Raw genomic sequence first — 17,833 nt, 5'->3', positions numbered from 1 at the left:
CTAGTGCACTATCACCGTCATTGAGACCGCAATACCAGGCCGTGAGGCGACATGCCAAGAAAGCTGAAGACCTATCAGACCTCGCTCGGCTTCTACGACCAGGCGGTCGCCGCACCCTCGATGAAGGCGGCGCTGGAGGCCTGGGGCGCCAAGTCCAACCTGTTCCATCAGGGTCTCGCGAAGGAGACCGACGATTCCGATATCGTCGCGGCGACCATGGCGGCCCCCGGTGTCGTGCTCAGGCGCCCGGTCGGATCGGATGGCCCGTTCACCGAGCATGCCGAACTGCCGACCGATCTCGCCGATGACGAGGACAAGCCGAGAGCGAGGTCCAAGGCGAAGCCTAAGCCAAAGTCCAAGTCGAAGAAGCGTCTCGCCAAAACCGCAGCGAGGTCTGGAATCGACGATCAGGACGCGCGCAAGGCCGCCGCTGCATTTGCAAAGGAGGAGCAGCGACGCGAGAGCGCGCGCCGGAAGGAAGAGGCCGCCCGCGCCAAAGAGCGTGCGCGCCGGGAGAAAGCGGTCGCAGCCGCAGAGGCGGTGCTGGAGAAGGCGAGGCGTGACCATGAGGCGCGCGCCGACGCGATCGAAACCGAGCGCGCCGCGCTTGATGAACGTGCGGCGGCGGAGGAGGCCCGTTGGGACAAGCAGCGGATCAAGTTGCAAGAGGCCCTTCGCCGCGCGCGGGAGTAGGGCTGCGCCACACAACTCCCGAAATTGCGCCCCTGCATTGCTGCGAGCCATGCCCGGCGGCGCGGTTAATACATTGGTCATGTCTTTGCGGTCATTTTCACGACCTCAGTCAGCAAAGAGGCACCATGTCCGACATCACCATTCCCGGCGGCAAGATCCGTTCCTTCGTCGAGCGGATTGAGAACCTCGACAGCGAAATGCAGGAGTTGAGCGAGCAGAAGAAGGAAGTCTTTGCGGAAGCCAAGGGCGACGGCTTCGACGTCAAGATCCTCAAGGAGATCATCAAGCTGCGCAAGGAAGACAAGAACGAGCGCGACGAGCGCGAAAGCCTGCTCGACCTCTACATGCGCGCGATGGAGACGGCACAGCCGGAGCAGGCGAAAGCGGCGTGAGCGCGTAGCGCGTAGCGCGTAGGGTGGGTTAGCCGCAAGGCGTAACCCACCACCGTGTGTCCCGGAACGAGAAGTGTGGTGGATTACGCTTCGCTAATCCACCCTACGAGCCGCAATCGCGCATCAATAGCGGCCGCCGCTGCCCTTCTGCTGCGTGATCCAGTCCGACAATGTTTTCCGTGTCGATCCTGCGGTCCGGCCCGGCACTGCCTTCGGATTGTCGCGGACGCCGTTCGTCGAACGGGTGCGCGGCGCTTCCGTTGCGTTGACGCTCTTCAAGGCAGCAGTCGATGCCTCTGCGGCTTCCCTCTCGAGCCGCAGCTGTTTCAATCGCGCCATCTTGATGCGCTCGGCCTCGACTTCGGGTCGTTCGGCGAGCTGCGGCTTGTGTTGAGCAAGCTCCGCCGGGACCAGGACACCGATGATGTTCGTCTCGCCGAGCGCCTTGCAGGCTTCGAGCCGATGCAGTCCCTCGACCAGAACGAGGCGGTCTCCGTCGAGCCGAACGGAAATGGGGGCCTGTTGTCCGATGTCCAGCATACTTTCCGCGATCTCGCCGACGGTCTCGGGCCTGATGGCCTTCTTCTGCTTGGTGGGAACGAAGATCTTCTCGATCGGGAAGCTTTCCGGTTTGGGCATATTTGACTCCGCTTCTACCGGGCCCGTCGGAACCCATGCCGGTGGGATTGGGAGTTTAGGAGGGAAGGGCTCGACCGCAAAGGCAATTCTGGCGAATTACGGTGTGCACTTAATCAGGGTCACATGCGATAGCGAACGAACTTAGTGCACCGTTACTGCGCATGTTCGGTTGATCGTGTCACGTCGCCGCGTCCGGCGAGGAGGCCCGCGACGGAAATATCCTCGTCCAAGGCTTCCCAGGACAGTCCGCCCCGGCTCAGCTCGACCTGCTCGCGCTCTTCAGGCGTTGCATGCAGCAGGCGCGGAAACCATGCGAGCGGGATCCCGAGTATTCGTCCATCGCACAGCTCGACCCGCATCGTGTGGTCGTCGAAGCGAACGCAAGTTGCCGAAATGGTCATGACAGGCTTTCAGAAGAAGATCGCGGTTGTTCTCAATCACATGCAGATATTCGTAGGATGGGTAGAACGGAGCGAAACCGATCAACGCTGATCGTCGAATGATGGGTTTCGCAAGGGCTCTACCCATCCTACGAGCTCTCGACCTGCGCCAGCGCGGCCAGCAATTCGGGCGTGATCGAAGCGGTGGAAAGCTTGCGGGAGAGCGGCCCGGACGCCAAGTCTCTTATGGATCCTTGTCGAGGGCGTTGTCGACGAGGACGAACAGCCCGGTCGGCTTGCGGATCATTTGATAAGCGACGTTCAGGAGCGCGGCGGCGGCAAGAAGGATCACGACGGTGCACGGGATCCGAACCATCCGCGGTGCCCGCGCGAACGTACCCATCGGGCGCCCCGCCGGATGCTGCGAAGGCGAGGGAGTAGGCGCTGGGTTTTTCTTGGCATGGGTTTGTGGGAGGGCTGATGGATATCGCTTCGCTGCGGCCACCAGTAGGTCAAAACAGGGGCATTATGGCGTGGCGAGCGGGTAAAAGGCTGAAAACTGCTGGAATCGAGACGATAGACTGCGTTCTTTGTTTGTTCTATAACGCAACCATGTTTCCCGTTTGCAAACGTTCTGGTTGTGGTGTCTCATCGTGGCGACATCGCTCCTGGAAAGGGCGGCGTATTTGTAAAGCGGGGGGCTGCTGGCAAACTCTGATAGCGCTGCGAGGCGGCGCTAGACATGCTCCTCGATTCTGGTCTGGAGCGTGCTCAATGTTGGCATCAATTCATAATTCTGTTTTTCGAGATAATATTGAAGGTAATCGTCTCATTGAGATGCCGGATCGCGTCCGACGCGTCGTCGATACGCGAGAATTTCAGCGGCTACGAAACATTCGGCAGATGGGCCTATCGTCATATGTCTTCCCTACCGCCGAACATTCGAGATTTGCGCACTCTTTAGGTGTGTTCGCTACCGCAAGTCAGGTGTTTCGGTTGTTGCAGCAAAGGGCCGCGCCGCTCGATCTTCAGACACCAGGCTTGAGATTCGACGATGAAGCGATGGCTGAGTTTGGAATCGCTGCATTGTGCCACGACCTTGGTCACTCCGCGTTCTCACATGTACTAGAGACTATTCTTTTACCGGATGGCATTCGGAACCACGAAGATTGTACCGTGGCTATTCTTTCCGCAGATACGCCGGTTGCCTCAGCTATTAATGATGCTGCGGATATCGATGCCGTGAAGAATCTGCTTAGGAAGCGGCATGCAAACAAGGCGCTCGTTGAATTGATTTCGAGCACATTTGACGTAGACCGCTGCGACTACATCTTGCGCGACAGTCGAATGGCTGGTGTTGAATACGGCAAATACGATCTGAAGTGGCTTTTTCACGCCATTACAGTTGAGACCAACGATTTCGGGCTTCCGATCTTGCTCCTTGATGGGCCGCGCGGGCTGGACGCTCTGAGACAATTTCTCGCAGCCCGTCGATACCTGCACCGGCAGGTTTACTTTCACCCGACGATCCGAGGAGCACAGCTCCTGCTGAAAGGAATTTTTGCACGCATGCAAGACATTCCTGGGCATTCGGATAGCATCCGATTGGCGCCGAAATGTCTGCATAGTATTGCTTCCGGTCAAAAGCCATCATTGGATGACTTCATTCAGACAACTGATATCGAGATCGCCTATATGATCCGAGGCTTTGCTTCCGATCACTCGGACGCGGTACTTCGATTGCTGGCCGACATGTTCGTGCGACGGCAATTTCCAAAGGCAGTATTGGATTCAGCGAAGTCGAATAAGCTTCTTTCTCAACGATATAGAATGTCTGACGAGCCGTTTTCCGAGACCGAACGGCAGGGAGTACTAATGGAGGAGTTTCTACCGGCAGACCTGCTGTCTGTTACTGAAGATTTGAGGGAGTACGTAAGAGGTCGGTTCCAGAGCAATCAAGTGCCTGAGGATGCAGCGACATATCTAGTCGCTTTCGACCAAGTAACATTCAGCTCTGCGCCACCTTCGGACCTGCTATTTTCGTTTCAAGGAAATGCTGTTCCCTTGGAGCGGATTGATCCAATGTGTGTTGGCTTTAATATCGAAAATTTGCTCGAGACGTTTTCGGTGAACCGAGTTTATGTTCCGAGAGACTTTGTGGCCGAGTCTCGCGAGTATGTCGATAAGAAGTATCGAATTTGAGTACAATGTCTAACGTGTCGAATCGGGAGGTTGTGATGGGTGAGCTACCAAATCCCGGATTGGGTTATAAAGTCCGAGAGTACCTTGGGGGTGGAAATTGGAAGAGTGCTTATCGCGCTACGAGTCCTTACAGTCTAGCAGATGTAGCTCTCCTTTTTTTTCATGATGATGAGAAGCCTGACATCGTAGTCAAGGACGTCACCAGTTTAATCCGCACGATGTCTAAGCATCGATACGCCGGCTATCTGGCTAAGTTCTATGGCTTCCAGCAAGGGCAGGATGGGCGGTTTTTTATCATTGAAGAGTTGCTCGATCGTCCGCTAGAGGGGCTGGCGCCCCTGAACGACATTGTGCAGTTCGTACGTATAGCGCGCGACCTTGCTAGAGGACTGGTTTGTTTGCATGATAGCAAGCTAGTGCACAGAGATCTCAAGCTCGACAATTGTGGTTTGGATCATCAGCTAAGAGCTAAGATTTTTGATCTGGGATCAGTTACGAGCGATGGCGGGGACGTGCGCGGGACTGTATTTACGCGCGCGCCCGAGCTCTTTTCGATTTCGAGCGGTGCTCAATGTGATTACCAAACCGATGTGTGGGCTCTTGGTGCGGCGCTTTTTGCGTTAAGAACCGGCGATTATCCGTTCGTGTTTTCAAGCGAGATTCGCGAGCGAAAAATAATAAGTGATCAAGTGAGAACGAAAGCAATTGATGAGGCCACTGGTAAGCTAAAGAAAGAGGCTCTTAATAAGGTTGTTGCTGGGCGTATTTTAGATCAATCGGCCGCTTCAGAACTGCGGGCTCGCGTGCATCATAGTTTGCGCGGGCGGTCGGAAGAGATATTGAATTCTATGCTCGAATTCGATCGTCAAAAGAGAATTTCAACGAAGGATGCTGAGGCTGCCTGGAGCAAGTTGGCGGAAGAATTAGGCAGCGCTGGCGAAAGCCATCGTTCCGACAAGTGGGGGCAGATCAGATCTCATATAAATCTGGCGGAGCGTAAAGAGTTGGTCCTCACACGTCGCCAGATAGATCGGATAATCTCTGAATACAATTCGGAGTCGCCTTTAGACGAAGATAACGCGCTTCGGAACGCCCTGTTACATCTTAAGGAGATGGTTGACAGTCCGTCTTAAGGCTTGATCGAAGTGAATTTCTCGTCTGCGACTCGGGCGGCCTTTCGGCCGCCCTCCCTTTAAGCCCGGGTATGACGCTCGTCGCGCTCTACCCCCTCACGAACACCCCGTCGTGCTGCCGCACGTATCGCACTTCATACACGTCCCATTCCGCACCAGCGTGAAGTTGCCGCACTCGCCGCACATCTCGCCTTCGTAGCCTTTGGCTTTCGCTTCCGCGCGGCGCTCGGCCTTGCTGGGCACCGCCTGGGCGGCGCTGCCGGACTTGCTCCACTGGAGGGCCTCTAACTTCTCCGTCGGCGAGAGGTCGTGGCTGACTTCCTGCTTCAGCGCGACCGCGCCTTCGAGGGCATCGCCGGCACCGCGGGCGGTGGCGCCGTGGGAGGCGAGCGAGGTGACCTTGCTGCCGCCGGCGGGCGCGCTGTCATTGCCCTGGGCGACCGCGGCGGAGCCGCTGCGCATCACGAACAGATTGTCGGTGCGGGAGCGGGTGAGGCCGCGCGAGACCAGCCTGGTCGCCTGGTTCGGCTCCTCCGGCTCCTTGCCTTCCTCGACGCCCTTGCCGAGCGCGTCGAAGTTCGACTCGGTCGGATCGACATGGGCGAGGTCGAAGCGCGACATGTAGCTCACCGCGAGCTCGCGGAAGACGTAGTCGAGGATCGAGGTCGCATACTTGATGCTGTCGTTGCCCTGCACCGGGCCCGCCGGCTCGAAGCGGGTGAAGGTGAAGGCGTCGACATATTCTTCGAGCGGCACGCCGTATTGGAGACCCAGCGAGACCGCGATGGCGAAGTTGTTGATGAAGGAGCGGAGCGCGGCGCCTTCCTTGTGCATGTCGATGAAGATCTCGCCGATGCGGCCGTCGTCATATTCGCCGGTGCGCAAGTACACCTTGTGGCCGCCGACGACCGCCTTCTGGGTGTAGCCCTTGCGGCGATCCGGCATCTTCTCGCGCTCGCGCATCACGATGATGCGCTCGACCAGCTTCTCGACGATCTTTTCCGAGACCTGAGCGGTACGCGCGGCCATCGGCTTCTCGTAGAGCGCCTCGACCGCATCGTCCTCGTCCTCGTCGTCGCTGATGAGCTGCGAGTTGAGCGGCTGGCTGAGCTTGGAGCCGTCGCGGTAGAGCGCGTTGGCTTTCAGAGCGAGCTTCCACGACAGCATGTAGGCGGACTTGCAGTCCTCCACCGTGGCGTCGTTCGGCATGTTGATGGTCTTGGAGATCGCGCCCGAGATGAAGGGCTGGGCGGCTGCCATCATGCGGATGTGGCTCTCGACCGACAGATAACGCTTGCCGATCTTGCCGCAGGGGTTGGCGCAGTCGAACACCGAATAGTGCTCGGCCTTGAGGTGCGGAGCACCTTCCACCGTCATCGCGCCGCAGATGTGGACGTTGGCCGCCTCGATCTCGCGCTTGGTGAAGCCGACGGCCTGGAGCAGGTCGAAGCCGGGGGCCGCGATCGCATCAGTGCCGATGCCGAGCTGGTCGCGGATGAAGTCTTCGCCAAAGGTCCATTTGTTGAAGGCGAACTTGATGTCGAAGGCGGTCGGCAGCGCCTTCTCGACCTTGGCGATGGCCTCATCCGTAAAGCCCTTGGCCTTCAGCGTCGAGGCGTTGATGCCCGGCGCGTTCGACAGCGAGCCGTGGCCGACGGCGTAGGCCTCGATCTCCGCGATCTCACTCTCGCGATAGCCGAGCGCGCGCAGCGCCGCGGGGACCGCGCGGTTGATGATCTTGAAGTAGCCGCCGCCGGCGAGCTTCTTGAACTTCACCAGCGCGAAATCCGGTTCGATGCCGGTGGTGTCGCAATCCATGACGAGGCCGATCGTGCCGGTCGGCGCGATCACCGTGGTCTGGGCGTTGCGATAGCCGTGCTTCTCGCCGAGCTCGAGCGCCGCGTCCCAGGCCGCCTGCGCGTGGCTGACCAGGTCGGCCAGCGGGCAGGAGACGAGGTCGAGCGGCACCGGGTTGACGCTGAGCGCCTCATAGCCGTTGGACTGGCCGTGGGCGGCGCGGCGGTGATTGCGGATCACGCGCAGCATGTGCGCGGCGTTCTTCTTGTAGCCGGGGAAGGTGCCGAGCTCGGCCGCCATCTCGGCCGAGGTCTTGTAGGTAATGCCGGTCATGATCGCGGTCAGCGCGCCGGCGATCGCACGGCCTTCCTTGCTGTCGTAGGACAGACCCATGGTCATCAAGAGGCCGCCGATATTGGCATAGCCGAGACCAAGCGTGCGGAACTCGTAGGAGAGCTCGGCGATCGCGCGCGACGGGAATTGCGCCATCATGACCGAAATTTCCAGCACGATGGTCCAGAGCTGGCAGAGGTGCTCATAGCCCTTCACGTCGAACTGCTTGGTCGCGGTGTTGTAGAACGTCAGCAGGTTCGCGGAGGCCAGATTGCACGCCGTGTCGTCCAGGAACATGTATTCCGAGCACGGATTGGAGGCGCGGATGTCGCCGGACGCCTTGCAGGTGTGCCAGTCGTTCATGGTGGTGTTGAAGTGCAGGCCGGGGTCGGCCGACGCCCAGGCGGCGTAACCGATTTTTTCCCAGAGGTCGCGCGCCTTCAGCGTCTTGGTGATCTTCTTTGTGGTGCGTCCGACGAGATTCCAGTCGCCATCGGTTTCGACGGCGCGGAGGAAGTCGTCCCTCAGCGAGACCGAGTTGTTGGAGTTCTGGCCTGATACCGTGAGATAGGCTTCCGAATCCCAGTCGGTGTCGTAGACGTCGAACTGGATGTCCTTGTAGCCTTGCTTGGCGAACTGGATGACGCGCTTGATGTAATTGTCGGGCACGAGGCTGCGGCGCGCGAGCTTGATCTCGCGGCGCAGCGCCGGGTTCTTCTCGGGGTCGAAGCAATCGTCGCCCGAGCCTTCGCAATTGACGCAGGCCTTCAGCACCGCTTTCAGATGCTTCTGGTTGATCTTGGATCCGGTGACCAGGGCGGCGACCTTCTGCTCCTCCTTCACCTTCCAGTCGATATAGGTCTCGATATCGGGATGGTCGGCGTCGACCACGACCATCTTGGCGGCGCGGCGCGTGGTGCCGCCACTCTTGATCGCGCCCGCGGCGCGGTCGCCGATCTTGAGGAAGCTCATCAGGCCGGACGAGCGGCCGCCGCCGGAGAGTTTTTCGCCTTCGCCGCGCAGGCGCGAGAAGTTGGAGCCGGTGCCGGAGCCGTATTTGAACAGGCGGGCTTCGCGGACCCAGAGGTCCATGATGCCGCCCTCGTTGACGAGGTCGTCACCGACGCCCTGGATGAAGCAGGCGTGCGGCTGCGGGTGCTCATAGGCCGATTTGGATTTGGTCAGCTTGGCCGTGAAGGGGTCGACGTAATAATGGCCCTGGCCGGGGCCGTCGATGCCATAGGCCCAGTGCAGGCCGGTGTTGAACCATTGCGGCGAGTTCGGCGCGACCATCTGCATGGCGAGCATGTAGCGGATCTCGTCATAGAAGGTCTGGGCGTCCTCGTCGGAGGAGAAATATTTGCCTTTCCAGCCCCAATAGGTCCAGCAGCCGGCGAGGCGGTCGAACACCTGCTTGGCGCTGAGCTCGCTGACGAAGCGCTCTTTCTCGGGGAGGGTGGCGAGGGCCTCGGTGTCGGGCACGGAGCGCCACAGGAAGGAGGGGACGGACTCTTCCTCGACCTTCTTCAGGCGCGCGGCGACGCCGGCTTTGCGGAAATACTTCTGGGCGAGCACGTCGGAGGCGACCTGCGACCATTCGGCCGGGACCTCGACGCCGTCCATTTTAAACACGACCGAGCCGTCGGGATTCCTGATCTCCGACGTGGTCTGCCGGAAATCGATCCCGGCGTAAGGTGACTGTCCCTGGGTGGTGTGGCGCCGCTCAATCCGCATGGTCTTGCCCCGTCCTTGTCTTTGACCGGACCGCCTCCGCAAGGCGCCCGGGTCGCGATTTCAGTTCGCGAGTCCTCGAAGGCCTCATCGGCCCAAAGGCTTCGCAGTTCAGCCGGTGGTTCCGGCTCTGGTTCTCCCGGGGGTGTCAGGTGCGTGCACCTTCCATCCGCCGGCATGTCCAGACACATCCGCCCCAAGGGGATGAGCCCGACATGCGTTCAAACGCCCCACAACATCACTTCAACCAATGCCATCCGAGCCTGTTTCCGGCCCGTTCTGGCGCCCGAAAGATCCGCCTCGCGAGGGCAGACAAGCCCTCATCCCGCTGCCTTCGTCTGGCTTGGCGGAGTGCAGTTTTGCGAACCCTTTGGGGGAGTGCCGGCGGGACGCAAACACACTCGCGCCGAACGGTTCGAAAGCTAGGACTCTCCGTTGCGCCCGTCAAGAACTAGTGCGAGTTCCTGAATCAAATACTAAATATGGGGGATTGCGGGGGATAACAGGGGGCAAGCCCGCACCTGTTGTGGAGCCAAGTATCGGTGAGTCCTCAGGGATTCCCAACCGAAAAAATTTGTCTGCCGTGACCCTACGGAGGCTTCCTCCCGCTGTTCACAGGGCAGGTATATTTTTGAGCCGCGGGGTTGCCTCGGCGGGACTCACGTAGGGGTACGGAAGGTGAGGGCAGGCATGCCCGCCGAGGTGGTGGTGGCGGCGCCGAATCCGCGCCAAGCTGAAGCCGATTTTGTCGGACACCCCACATGCTTGATTCGACCAAACCGGGCCTGCGGCCGCGCATCGCCCCGGCCGGCCTGATGTTCCTCGCCATCACCTCGATCGGCTGGGGCTTCAATTGGCCGGTGACGAAATTCCTGCTCGGCGAGCTGCCGCCGCTGACGCTCCGCGGCGTGACCGGGGTGCTGGGCGCGGTGCTGCTGGCGGTGCTCGCTTTGGTCCGGCGTGACAGCCTGAAGGTCGCAGCCGACATCTGGCCGCGGCTGGTCACGGCCGCCATCCTCAACGTCACCGGCTGGATGGTGCTGATGGGGCTGGCGCTGCTCTGGCTGCCGGCGAGCGAGGCGGCGCTGATCGCCTACACCATGCCGGTCTGGGCCTCGCTGATCGCCTGGCCCGTGCTCGGCGAGCGGCCGACGGTGCTGCGCACCATCGCGCTGGTGATGGCCTTTGCAGGGCTCGCCTCGATCATGGGCGGCAACGGCTTTGCCGCCAGCGAAGCCAAGCTGCCGGGCATCATCATGGCGCTGTTCGGGGCGATCGGCTTCGCCGTCGGCACGGTATTCTCGAAAAAGTACCCGATCCATCTGCCGCCGATCACGGCCGCGGCCTGGCAGATCGGGATCGGCTGCCTGCCGATCTCGATCGTCGGCCTCCTGATCGAGACCTCGCATCTGGACAAGGTGACGCCGATCGGCTGGTGGCTCCTGGTCTATTCGACCGTGGTGCAGTTCTGCATCGCCTATGTCAGCTGGTTCGCGGCGCTCTCGCGCCTGCCGGCCTCGGTCGCCGCGATCGGCACCATGGCCGTGCCGGTGATCGGCGTCGTGGCCTCCGCGGTCGCGCTGCACGAGCCGCTGGGGCCCGGGCAGATCGCGTCGCTGATCTTCACGCTTGCGGCCGTGGTGCTGGCGACGCGTTAGCTGGCTGTCATTCCACCAGCGCCGTTCAGCGCCTTCCTGATCATCTCGGCGAGCTGGTTGCGGCGGTACGGCTTGGTCAGCAGCATCACGCCGTCGTCGAGCTTGCCGTGGTGGACGATGGCGTTGTCGGTGTAGCCGGAGGTGTAGAGCACCTTGAGGCCCGGCCGCAGCTTCGCGACCTCCTCGGCGAGCTCGCGCCCGCTCATGCCGCCGGGGATGACGACGTCGGTGAAGAGCAGGTCGAAGGCCTGGCCGGCCTCGATCAATTGCAGCGCAGCCTTGCTGTCGGCGGCGGCGACCGTCCTGTAGCCGAGGCTCTGCAGCTGCGCGGTGACGAAGTTGCGCACCAGCGTGTCGTCCTCAACCACGAAAATGGTTTCGGCGCCGCCTTCGGCGTGCGGCGCGGCCGATGCGGCCACGTCCGCCGTGCCTTCGCCCGGCGGCAGATAGAGCTTGATCGTGGTGCCGTGGCCTTGCTCGCTGTAGATCTTGATGTGGCCGCCGGACTGCTTGACGAAGCCGTAGACCATGGAGAGGCCGAGGCCTGAGCCCTTGCCGACCTCCTTGGTGGTGAAGAACGGCTCGAACGCCTTTTCCTGGACGTCGGGCGGCATGCCGGTGCCGGTGTCACTGACCGCGAGCATCACGTAAGGCCCGGGCCGCACGTCGACATTGGCCTGCGCATACGCCTCGTCCAGCACCACCCGGTGGGTCTCGAGCAGGAGCTTGCCGCCGTTCGGCATGGCGTCGCGGGCGTTGATCGCCATGTTGAGCACCGCGTTGGTGAGCCTGGACGGATCGATGTGCGCGGTCATCGGGCCCTGCTCGAGCACGGTCTCGATCTGGATCTGCTCGCCCAGGGTGGGGCGGAGCAGCTTTGCGATGTCGGCGATGGCGGCGTTGATCTCCACGTTGCGCGGCTGCAGCGGTTGCCTGCGCGCGAACGCCAGCAGATGCTGGATCAGCTCGGCACAGCGTTCGGCGGCATCGTCGATCAGGCGTGCCGTGCGCTGCAGCTCGGGCTGTTCCTTCAGGCTTGCGACCAGCGTCTCGGTGTTGCCGGAGATCACAGTCAGCATGTTGTTGAAGTCGTGCGCGACGCCGCCGGTCAGCTTGCCGATCGAGTCGAGCTTTTGCGACTGGTATAGCTGCCGCTCGGTGTCGCGCGACGAGGTCGCGTCGTGATAGACCAGCACTGCGCCGGAGATCGCGCCGTGCGCATCCCGCATCGGTCGGCCGCTGATCATGAGATGGCGCGCGGAATTGCCGCTGTGCGGGCGGACGATCATCTCCAGCTCTTCGAATGCGTCACCGCGCAGCACGCGTGCGGAGGGCAGCTCTTCGGGCTTGAGCGGCGTGACGCCGTCGCCGTGGAAGACGTCGGACAGGGCGCGCAGGTTGCGCAAATTCATGCCGGTGCGATGCAAGAGCATGCGCTCTGCGGCCGGGTTGGACAGAAGGACATTGCCCTCCGCATCGATCACCAGCACCGCCTCGGCCATGCTGCGGAACGTGCTCTGGAGCACGTTGACCGAGAGACGCAGCTCGTCATGCGCGGTGACGAGGTGTTCGGTGCGTTCGGCGACAGCCGCCTCGAGCACTTCCTTGGCGGCCTGCGTCTCGTGCAGAGAGCTCTTGAGTTGTCCGGTGGTGCGTTGGCCTTCGCGCAGCAGCATGGCGACCAGCAGCAGGATCACCAGAGCGCCAATCACGTCGATGCCGAGCAGCACGATGCCGGTCCGGCGCGAGTCCGCTTCACGGCTGGCGCGCAGTTTCTCTTCGTTCGCGGCCATCTGCTCGAGATTGGCCGAGAGCGTTTCCATCAGTCCGCGCCCCTCGGCCTTGCCTTGCAGCTCCGCGACCGCGGCCTGATCGCTGCTTGCGCGCAGGCGGACGACCTCGGCGGCCACCTCCACCCGGCGCAGGATCAGGGGCTCGGTCGCCTCCAGCAGTTGGACCTGGGTGCCGTTGTCGCGCACGGCGAGCTTGAGATCGCCAAGTGCTGGTGCAATCCGGCTCTTCGCCGTCTGGAATTCGTCGATGAAGCCCGCCGTGCGATAGAGCTCGTAGCCGCGCGCCGCGCTCTCGGTCCGCCGGACCAGAAGGCGCACGTCCGAAATCTTCTTCAGCACCTCGACAGTGTGGTTGACCCATGCGGCGTCCGACCGCGACTTGACGTCGAGGCCGATCGAGGCGGCGGTGATGATCAGGAGGATGGCAAGTCCGGCACCGAGAATGACGCGCTGCGAGGGGATCAAGGGACTTCTTTCTTGTCCTTCGGCGGTGCGTTTTCGCCGCGACCGGCGAGGCATTCCCGAATCGAGGTCAGAAGCGCGTCCGGCGTGAACGGCTTGCGAAGGCAGCGCGTCGCGCCGAGCTCCAGCGCCATGCGGAGAAAGTCAGGGGAGGGCGAGGCAGACGAGGCGAAGGCGTAGCCGGACATCGCGATCAGCGGAATCGCCGGCGCGCGCTCGTGAAAGATGCGGATGGATTCGAAGCCGCGCATGTGCGGCATGAAGATGTCGACCAGCATCACGTCATACGCCTGCGCTTCCAGCGCCGCGAGCCCCGTTTCGCCGCCATCGGCCAACGTGACGTCGAAGCCCTGACGTTGCAGGAGGACCTCGATGGTCGCGCCGACCATCGGATCGTCGTCTACCACGAGGATACGCGGCATCACATTTCCCAGTAGATCCAAGTCCCCACAGCGATTGGTGATATCCGCGAATCGTGTGTCGGGTCAATTTTGGATTAGGCCAAGATGGGTATGCACGGCGCAATGCATAGCACCCCCTGCGGGTTCCAAGCATCAGCCGGCGCGGCGCCAGGCGAATTTCGTCGGATTTCAATGACAGGTTGAGACAAATCCGCGCGATCAGCAAAAGCCGCCCCGTCATGAGGTGCGGAGCGCCCAAGTCACCCGACGGGATGATGACGCGTGGGCACTGGTCGAATATTGCCGAACCGTGATCCCAGAGGTTCTGCGATGACCAGACTCGCGCTTCATGGACTGCGTTCGCAGCGAGACATGCAAGAGCTCAGCGCCGAAGATCGCACGACGTATCGACGATGGGCGCGGTGCTCAGGCGCGTTCTATGCGATCGTTCTCGCGGTCTTGTTCGCGAGCTTCTGGATTCACGACCGCAACGTGACGGTCGCCGAGGCGGCCAAAATGCATGAGCGGCGCCCTTAGTCGGCGCCGCCCACGAATGATGATCTTCAGGCCGCCTTACGGGCAGGGATGCCGCAGGCCATCATAGCCGAGATAGGTGCCGGACGCCGGGTCGTAGGAGCGGTAGCGCTGAGCGCAGTACGCGGGATCGCCGCCGCCCTCGGTGACCACGGCGACTGACGGCTCGTCATAATAACTGTCATCAGCATAGGCGTAGGGATCGTCGTAATACCCCCCGCCGTAATAAGCATATGAGCCGAGGCCGCCAATGGCTGCACCTGCCGCGACGCCTGGCCAGAAGCCGCCGCCGCGATGATGCCAGCCGCCGCCGTGCCAGTTGCCTCCGCCGTTCCAGTGGCCTCCGGCCGCTGCGAAGTTGCGGCCGCCGCCGTTAAAGGCGGCTCCGCCGCTCGGACGCACAGCCGCGCCGGCTGCGAAATTGCCGCCGCCACCACCGATCCGGGCGCCGCCTCCAAAGCCGCCGCCGCCGAAATGGGCTCCACCACCGCCGCCACCGAAGTGCGCACCGCCTCCGCCACCGCCGATATGACCGCCACCACCGCCGCCGCCGTGACCGACATGGCCCTGTGCAAAGCTCGGGGTCGCCATCGGAAGAACCAGTGCCAGCGCTGCGGCCGCACTCAAAACTCTCAGACTGTTCATGATCAAACTCCTTTCCCGGAAGCAAATCCCTTGAAAGGGCTACAGTTCCTGGGATCACGCCGGTTTGCGCACGGGGTGCAGATTTCCACGCCGCGGCTGTACCGGGCATGAATGGATCGCGTCCGATTTGCGGCGGCCTCCCGCGCTGGCGACACCGCGTTTGGGATGGAGCACCGCCGCATTGGGCGAACTGGACATTTGGCCGTCCGGATGGCATCAGGACCCCACGAAGCAGGGCCCTTGCCGCATGAAACAATTCTTCCTGAAGCTCTTCACCTGGTGGAACGGCCAGACCTTTGGCACGCAACTCTGGACCAGCCGGTTCGGGGAGCTGGTCGGTCAGGACGAGCAGGGCAACCGCTACTACCGCACGATTGGCGGCAAGATCGACCCGACGCTCGGCTTCGAACGGCGCTGGGTGATCTACAACGGCTATGCGGAAGCGAGCCGCATTCCGCCGTCCTGGCACGGCTGGATGCACCATACCGTCGACGTGCCGCCGACGCAGGAGAACTATCAGCCGCGCGAATGGGAAAAGCCGCATCAGCCGAACCTGACCGGTACGGCGAGGGCCTACCGGCCCTCTGGCTCGACACTGGCCAGCGGCAAGCGCCCCAAGGCGACCGGCGACTATCAGCCCTGGACGCCCGGCTAACCGGTCGCGCTCTTCCATCGTTGGATTGGATGCAAACGCATCCGCCTCGCTCCGCTGTGGACAACGGGAACAGCGGGGACGGTGCACCCACGCCCGTTGCGCCTGCGCCAGCGATCCGGCTCAATGAACCCATCTTACGGAGATGGGAAACCATCGCGTTCGGTTCGGGCAACAGTTCGCGACTGCCCCGAAATGCAGCGGCCGCCGAGGAAGGACTCGATCGGGAGATAGGCCCCCGGTCTGGAAGCTCCGACATCGCCCGATGAGAATGTGCGCCGCCGTGAGACAGGAAAGGCCGCTTGGGAAACCGAGCGGCCTTTTTCTGATGGGATGATTTGGCTCGTGTCCCGGACGCGGTGCAGCGTGCAACGCTGCGCCGCAGAGCCGGGACCCACGCTTCCCGTGCAGGTGGGCCCCGGCTCTGCAGCGCACCGCTGAAGACGCGCTGCGCTGCGTCCGGGGCACGAGTACCGCGGAACAGCGCTACATCATCCGCGCGGCCGCCCGCTTGACCGCTTCGAGCCGGTCGGCCTGTCTTTGCGCGCCGCGCTCCTTGAGCAGGGCGAGCACTTCCACAGGCGCCGTGTCGGGCGAGCCGGAATTGAACGGCGGGGCCGGATTGTATTCCAGCTGTAGCTGGATCGTCTCCGCCGTGGTGCGGTCGATCATGATCGACACCAGCGTCAGCGCGAAATCGATTCCTGCCGTGACGCCGCCGCCGGTGATGCGGTTGCGGTCGACGCAGACGCGGGTCTTGGTCGGCGTCGCACCGAACTGGCCGAGCATCTCCATCGCGCTCCAATGGGTGGCGGCGCGGTAGCCCTTCAGCAGGCCGGCCGCACCGAGCGCCAGGGATCCCGTGCAGACCGAGGTGACGTATTTGGCGCCCTCGGCCTGCGTGCGCAGAAAGTTCAGCACCTCCTCGTCGTTGAGCAGATCGTTGGTGCCGCCGCCGCCGGGCACGCAGATCACGTCGAGCTGCGGGCAATCGGCAAATGTCGTGGTTGGTGTCAGCGTGAGGACGGAATCGCTCGGCACGGGCTCGATCCGTTTCCAGATCAGATGCAGTTTTGCGCCGGGGACGGAGGCGAACACCTGCAGAGGGCCGGTGAAGTCGAGCTGGGTGACGCGCGGGAACACCAGAAGTCCGATCTGGAGCGGTGCCGGCATGAAAACCTCCAAATGAAGAGCTTGACGCGGGCAAATTGGCATGATGCCATCCTGTCCGAAATGGCGTATTTCCCTCACTTTCGGACATGAGCATGATCGGCATCCTGATCTTCCCGGATTTTCAGCTGCTCGATGCGGCAGGCCCGATCTCGGTGTTCGAGATCGCGGCGCGCGCCAGCGACAAGCCGCTTGCGCTGCGGGTGCTGGCGGTGAAGGCGGGAGCCGTGCACTCGTCCTCCGGCGTCGAGATGATGGCGCGCGATTTCAAATCGGCGAACGCGATCATGACGCTGGTGGTGGCGGGCGGCGCCGGCGTCGCGGCGGCGGCGCGCTGTCCGACCACGCTCGCCTTCATCCAGCGGTTGGCCAGGCGCGGCGTCCGGATCGCCAGCGTTTGCTCGGGCGCCTATGTGCTTGCCGAAGCCGGCCTGCTCGACGGCCGTCGCGCCACCACACATTGGGGCCGCACGCGCGACTTCGTCGCGCGCTATCCGCAGGTCAAGTTCGAGCCGGACCAGATCTTCACCCGCGACGGCAATGTCTGGACGTCGGCGGGCATCACGGCCGGCATCGACCTCGCGCTCGCGATGGTCACCGAGGACCATGGCGAGGAGATCGCGCAACAGACCGCGCGCCAGCTCGTGCTCTACCATCGCCGCAGCGGCGGCCAGTCGCAGTTCTCATCGCTGCTGGAATTGAAGACGCCGAACGGCCGGTTCGGTGCGCTACTGTCCTGGGCACGGGAAAATCTCGACGCGCCGCTGACGGTGGAAAATCTCGCCGACCGCGCCGGCATGAGCGCGCGGCATTTCGCCCGCGCGTTTGCCGCGGAGACCGGCACGACGCCGTCGAAGGCGATCGAGCGGTTGCGGATCGAGGTCGCCCGCGAGCGCGTGCAGTCCTCGCGCGAGGCGATCGAGCTCGTGGCAGAGGCGACCGGATTCCGCGATCCCGAGCGAATGCGCCGCGCCTTCATCCGCGCCTTTGGCCAGCCGCCGCAAGCGCTGCGGCGCGCAGCGCGGGCCGGTTAGGGCGCCAATCGATTTGAGGAGGTCCGCCTTGGTGGGCAAAGCAGACTTAGATGGTCAACTCTGCTCTTCGACTTTTGACCCGTAGCTGACATTATTATCATTTCGTAACGGCTGCTCGAAAAATCCTCTGCCTTTGTTTTTTGCTTCCGTGATCAGAGGGGTGCAGAATGCCGCGTAGGATATC

General features: G+C 62.4%; 16 protein-coding genes. 8 read left to right on the top strand and 8 right to left on the bottom strand.

The window, feature by feature from the left end:
• Positions 1-51: 51 nt before the first annotated feature.
• Together JJE66_RS20720 and JJE66_RS20715 are read left to right on the top strand one after the other, a co-directional pair.
• Positions 52-693, top strand: a complete 642-nt coding sequence (locus JJE66_RS20720) for a cell envelope biogenesis protein TolA (RefSeq protein WP_200516367.1) — start codon at positions 52-54, stop codon at positions 691-693.
• A 125-nt stretch (positions 694-818) separates the two neighbouring features.
• Entirely contained in the window at positions 819-1,085 is a 267-nt protein-coding gene (locus JJE66_RS20715) for a DUF2312 domain-containing protein (RefSeq protein WP_200516366.1), read from the top strand.
• A 123-nt stretch (positions 1,086-1,208) separates the two neighbouring features.
• Here the strand turns inward: JJE66_RS20715 and JJE66_RS20710 are convergent, their stop codons facing one another.
• The 3 genes from JJE66_RS20710 to JJE66_RS38145 form a co-directional block, all read right to left on the bottom strand.
• A complete protein-coding gene (locus JJE66_RS20710; RefSeq protein ID WP_200516365.1) occupies positions 1,209-1,724 on the bottom strand; it encodes a ParB N-terminal domain-containing protein in 516 nt (171 codons plus the stop codon).
• Positions 1,725-1,876: 152 nt separating this feature from the next.
• Positions 1,877-2,125: a DUF2442 domain-containing protein gene (locus JJE66_RS20705; protein WP_200516364.1), complete on the bottom strand. Its 249-nt coding sequence runs from the start codon at positions 2,123-2,125 to the stop codon at positions 1,877-1,879.
• 223 nt (positions 2,126-2,348) lie between these two features.
• On the bottom strand, positions 2,349-2,507 hold the full coding sequence (locus JJE66_RS38145) for a hypothetical protein (RefSeq protein WP_246756474.1): 159 nt from the start codon (positions 2,505-2,507) through the stop codon (positions 2,349-2,351).
• A 371-nt stretch (positions 2,508-2,878) separates the two neighbouring features.
• On the opposite strand from JJE66_RS38145, the gene JJE66_RS20695 reads away from it, so the two are divergent.
• Together JJE66_RS20695 and JJE66_RS20690 are read left to right on the top strand one after the other, a co-directional pair.
• A complete protein-coding gene (locus JJE66_RS20695; protein ID WP_200516363.1) occupies positions 2,879-4,306 on the top strand; it encodes an HD domain-containing protein in 1,428 nt (475 codons plus the stop codon).
• Between the two features lie 35 nt (positions 4,307-4,341).
• The gene (locus tag JJE66_RS20690) at positions 4,342-5,439 is read left to right on the top strand and encodes a protein kinase domain-containing protein (RefSeq protein WP_200516362.1); all 1,098 of its coding nucleotides are present in this window, start codon (positions 4,342-4,344) and stop codon (positions 5,437-5,439) included.
• Between the two features lie 96 nt (positions 5,440-5,535).
• Here JJE66_RS20690 and JJE66_RS20685 read toward each other — a convergent pair whose 3' ends face one another.
• Positions 5,536-9,303, bottom strand: coding sequence for a vitamin B12-dependent ribonucleotide reductase (locus tag JJE66_RS20685; RefSeq protein WP_200516361.1), 3,768 nt, complete (start codon positions 9,301-9,303; stop codon positions 5,536-5,538).
• 758 nt (positions 9,304-10,061) lie between these two features.
• Here JJE66_RS20685 and JJE66_RS20680 point away from each other — a divergent pair.
• On the top strand, positions 10,062-10,958 hold the full coding sequence (locus JJE66_RS20680; RefSeq protein ID WP_200516360.1) for a DMT family transporter: 897 nt from the start codon (positions 10,062-10,064) through the stop codon (positions 10,956-10,958).
• On the opposite strand, the gene JJE66_RS20675 is transcribed toward JJE66_RS20680, so the two are convergent.
• Together JJE66_RS20675 and JJE66_RS20670 are read right to left on the bottom strand one after the other, a co-directional pair.
• The gene (locus tag JJE66_RS20675) at positions 10,955-13,216 is read right to left on the bottom strand and encodes a CHASE3 domain-containing protein (RefSeq protein ID WP_200516359.1); all 2,262 of its coding nucleotides are present in this window, start codon (positions 13,214-13,216) and stop codon (positions 10,955-10,957) included. The two genes, JJE66_RS20680 and JJE66_RS20675, sit on opposite strands and share 4 nt — an antisense overlap.
• Positions 13,213-13,635 carry a response regulator gene (locus JJE66_RS20670; protein ID WP_200516358.1) on the bottom strand — a complete coding sequence of 141 codons (423 nt, stop codon included), beginning with the start codon at positions 13,633-13,635 and terminating at the stop codon, positions 13,213-13,215. The genes JJE66_RS20675 and JJE66_RS20670 overlap by 4 nt, the downstream gene beginning before the upstream one ends.
• A 309-nt stretch (positions 13,636-13,944) precedes the next feature.
• On the opposite strand from JJE66_RS20670, the gene JJE66_RS20665 reads away from it, so the two are divergent.
• Positions 13,945-14,151: a hypothetical protein gene (locus JJE66_RS20665; protein ID WP_200516357.1), complete on the top strand. Its 207-nt coding sequence runs from the start codon at positions 13,945-13,947 to the stop codon at positions 14,149-14,151.
• Between the two features lie 36 nt (positions 14,152-14,187).
• On the opposite strand, the gene JJE66_RS20660 is transcribed toward JJE66_RS20665, so the two are convergent.
• Complete coding sequence (locus JJE66_RS20660) at positions 14,188-14,793, bottom strand: BA14K family protein (protein ID WP_200516356.1); 606 nt, start codon at positions 14,791-14,793, stop codon at positions 14,188-14,190.
• Positions 14,794-15,040: 247 nt separating this feature from the next.
• On the opposite strand from JJE66_RS20660, the gene JJE66_RS20655 reads away from it, so the two are divergent.
• Positions 15,041-15,448, top strand: a complete 408-nt coding sequence (locus JJE66_RS20655) for an NADH:ubiquinone oxidoreductase subunit NDUFA12 (RefSeq protein WP_200516355.1) — start codon at positions 15,041-15,043, stop codon at positions 15,446-15,448.
• A gap of 483 nt (positions 15,449-15,931) precedes the next feature.
• Here JJE66_RS20655 and JJE66_RS20650 read toward each other — a convergent pair whose 3' ends face one another.
• The gene (locus JJE66_RS20650) at positions 15,932-16,618 is read right to left on the bottom strand and encodes a DJ-1/PfpI family protein (protein ID WP_200516354.1); all 687 of its coding nucleotides are present in this window, start codon (positions 16,616-16,618) and stop codon (positions 15,932-15,934) included.
• 92 nt (positions 16,619-16,710) lie between these two features.
• On the opposite strand from JJE66_RS20650, the gene JJE66_RS20645 reads away from it, so the two are divergent.
• On the top strand, positions 16,711-17,649 hold the full coding sequence (locus tag JJE66_RS20645) for a GlxA family transcriptional regulator (RefSeq protein ID WP_200516353.1): 939 nt from the start codon (positions 16,711-16,713) through the stop codon (positions 17,647-17,649).
• The last annotated feature ends 184 nt before the right edge of the window (positions 17,650-17,833 follow it).

This window comes from Bradyrhizobium diazoefficiens (assembly GCF_016612535.1).
Taxonomy (GTDB): Bacteria; Pseudomonadota; Alphaproteobacteria; order Rhizobiales; family Xanthobacteraceae; genus Bradyrhizobium; species Bradyrhizobium diazoefficiens_C.
This window is presented reverse-complemented; position numbering and strand designations above follow the sequence as displayed.

What these genes read in the sequence shown, in the direction of transcription:
- JJE66_RS20720 (WP_200516367.1), top strand. Translation starts at nt 52, where the DNA reads ATGCCAAGAAAGCTGAAGACCTATCAGACCTCGCTCGGCTTCTACGAC.
- JJE66_RS20715 (WP_200516366.1), top strand. Translation starts at nt 819, where the DNA reads ATGTCCGACATCACCATTCCCGGCGGCAAGATCCGTTCCTTCGTCGAG.
- JJE66_RS20710 (WP_200516365.1), bottom strand. Translation starts at nt 1,724, where the DNA reads ATGCCCAAACCGGAAAGCTTCCCGATCGAGAAGATCTTCGTTCCCACC.
- JJE66_RS20705 (WP_200516364.1), bottom strand. Translation starts at nt 2,125, where the DNA reads ATGACCATTTCGGCAACTTGCGTTCGCTTCGACGACCACACGATGCGG.
- JJE66_RS38145 (WP_246756474.1), bottom strand. Translation starts at nt 2,507, where the DNA reads ATGGGTACGTTCGCGCGGGCACCGCGGATGGTTCGGATCCCGTGCACC.
- JJE66_RS20695 (WP_200516363.1), top strand. Translation starts at nt 2,879, where the DNA reads ATGTTGGCATCAATTCATAATTCTGTTTTTCGAGATAATATTGAAGGT.
- JJE66_RS20690 (WP_200516362.1), top strand. Translation starts at nt 4,342, where the DNA reads ATGGGTGAGCTACCAAATCCCGGATTGGGTTATAAAGTCCGAGAGTAC.
- JJE66_RS20685 (WP_200516361.1), bottom strand. Translation starts at nt 9,303, where the DNA reads ATGCGGATTGAGCGGCGCCACACCACCCAGGGACAGTCACCTTACGCC.
- JJE66_RS20680 (WP_200516360.1), top strand. Translation starts at nt 10,062, where the DNA reads ATGCTTGATTCGACCAAACCGGGCCTGCGGCCGCGCATCGCCCCGGCC.
- JJE66_RS20670 (WP_200516358.1), bottom strand. Translation starts at nt 13,635, where the DNA reads ATGCCGCGTATCCTCGTGGTAGACGACGATCCGATGGTCGGCGCGACC.
- JJE66_RS20665 (WP_200516357.1), top strand. Translation starts at nt 13,945, where the DNA reads ATGACCAGACTCGCGCTTCATGGACTGCGTTCGCAGCGAGACATGCAA.
- JJE66_RS20660 (WP_200516356.1), bottom strand. Translation starts at nt 14,793, where the DNA reads ATGAACAGTCTGAGAGTTTTGAGTGCGGCCGCAGCGCTGGCACTGGTT.
- JJE66_RS20655 (WP_200516355.1), top strand. Translation starts at nt 15,041, where the DNA reads ATGAAACAATTCTTCCTGAAGCTCTTCACCTGGTGGAACGGCCAGACC.
- JJE66_RS20650 (WP_200516354.1), bottom strand. Translation starts at nt 16,618, where the DNA reads ATGCCGGCACCGCTCCAGATCGGACTTCTGGTGTTCCCGCGCGTCACC.
- JJE66_RS20645 (WP_200516353.1), top strand. Translation starts at nt 16,711, where the DNA reads ATGATCGGCATCCTGATCTTCCCGGATTTTCAGCTGCTCGATGCGGCA.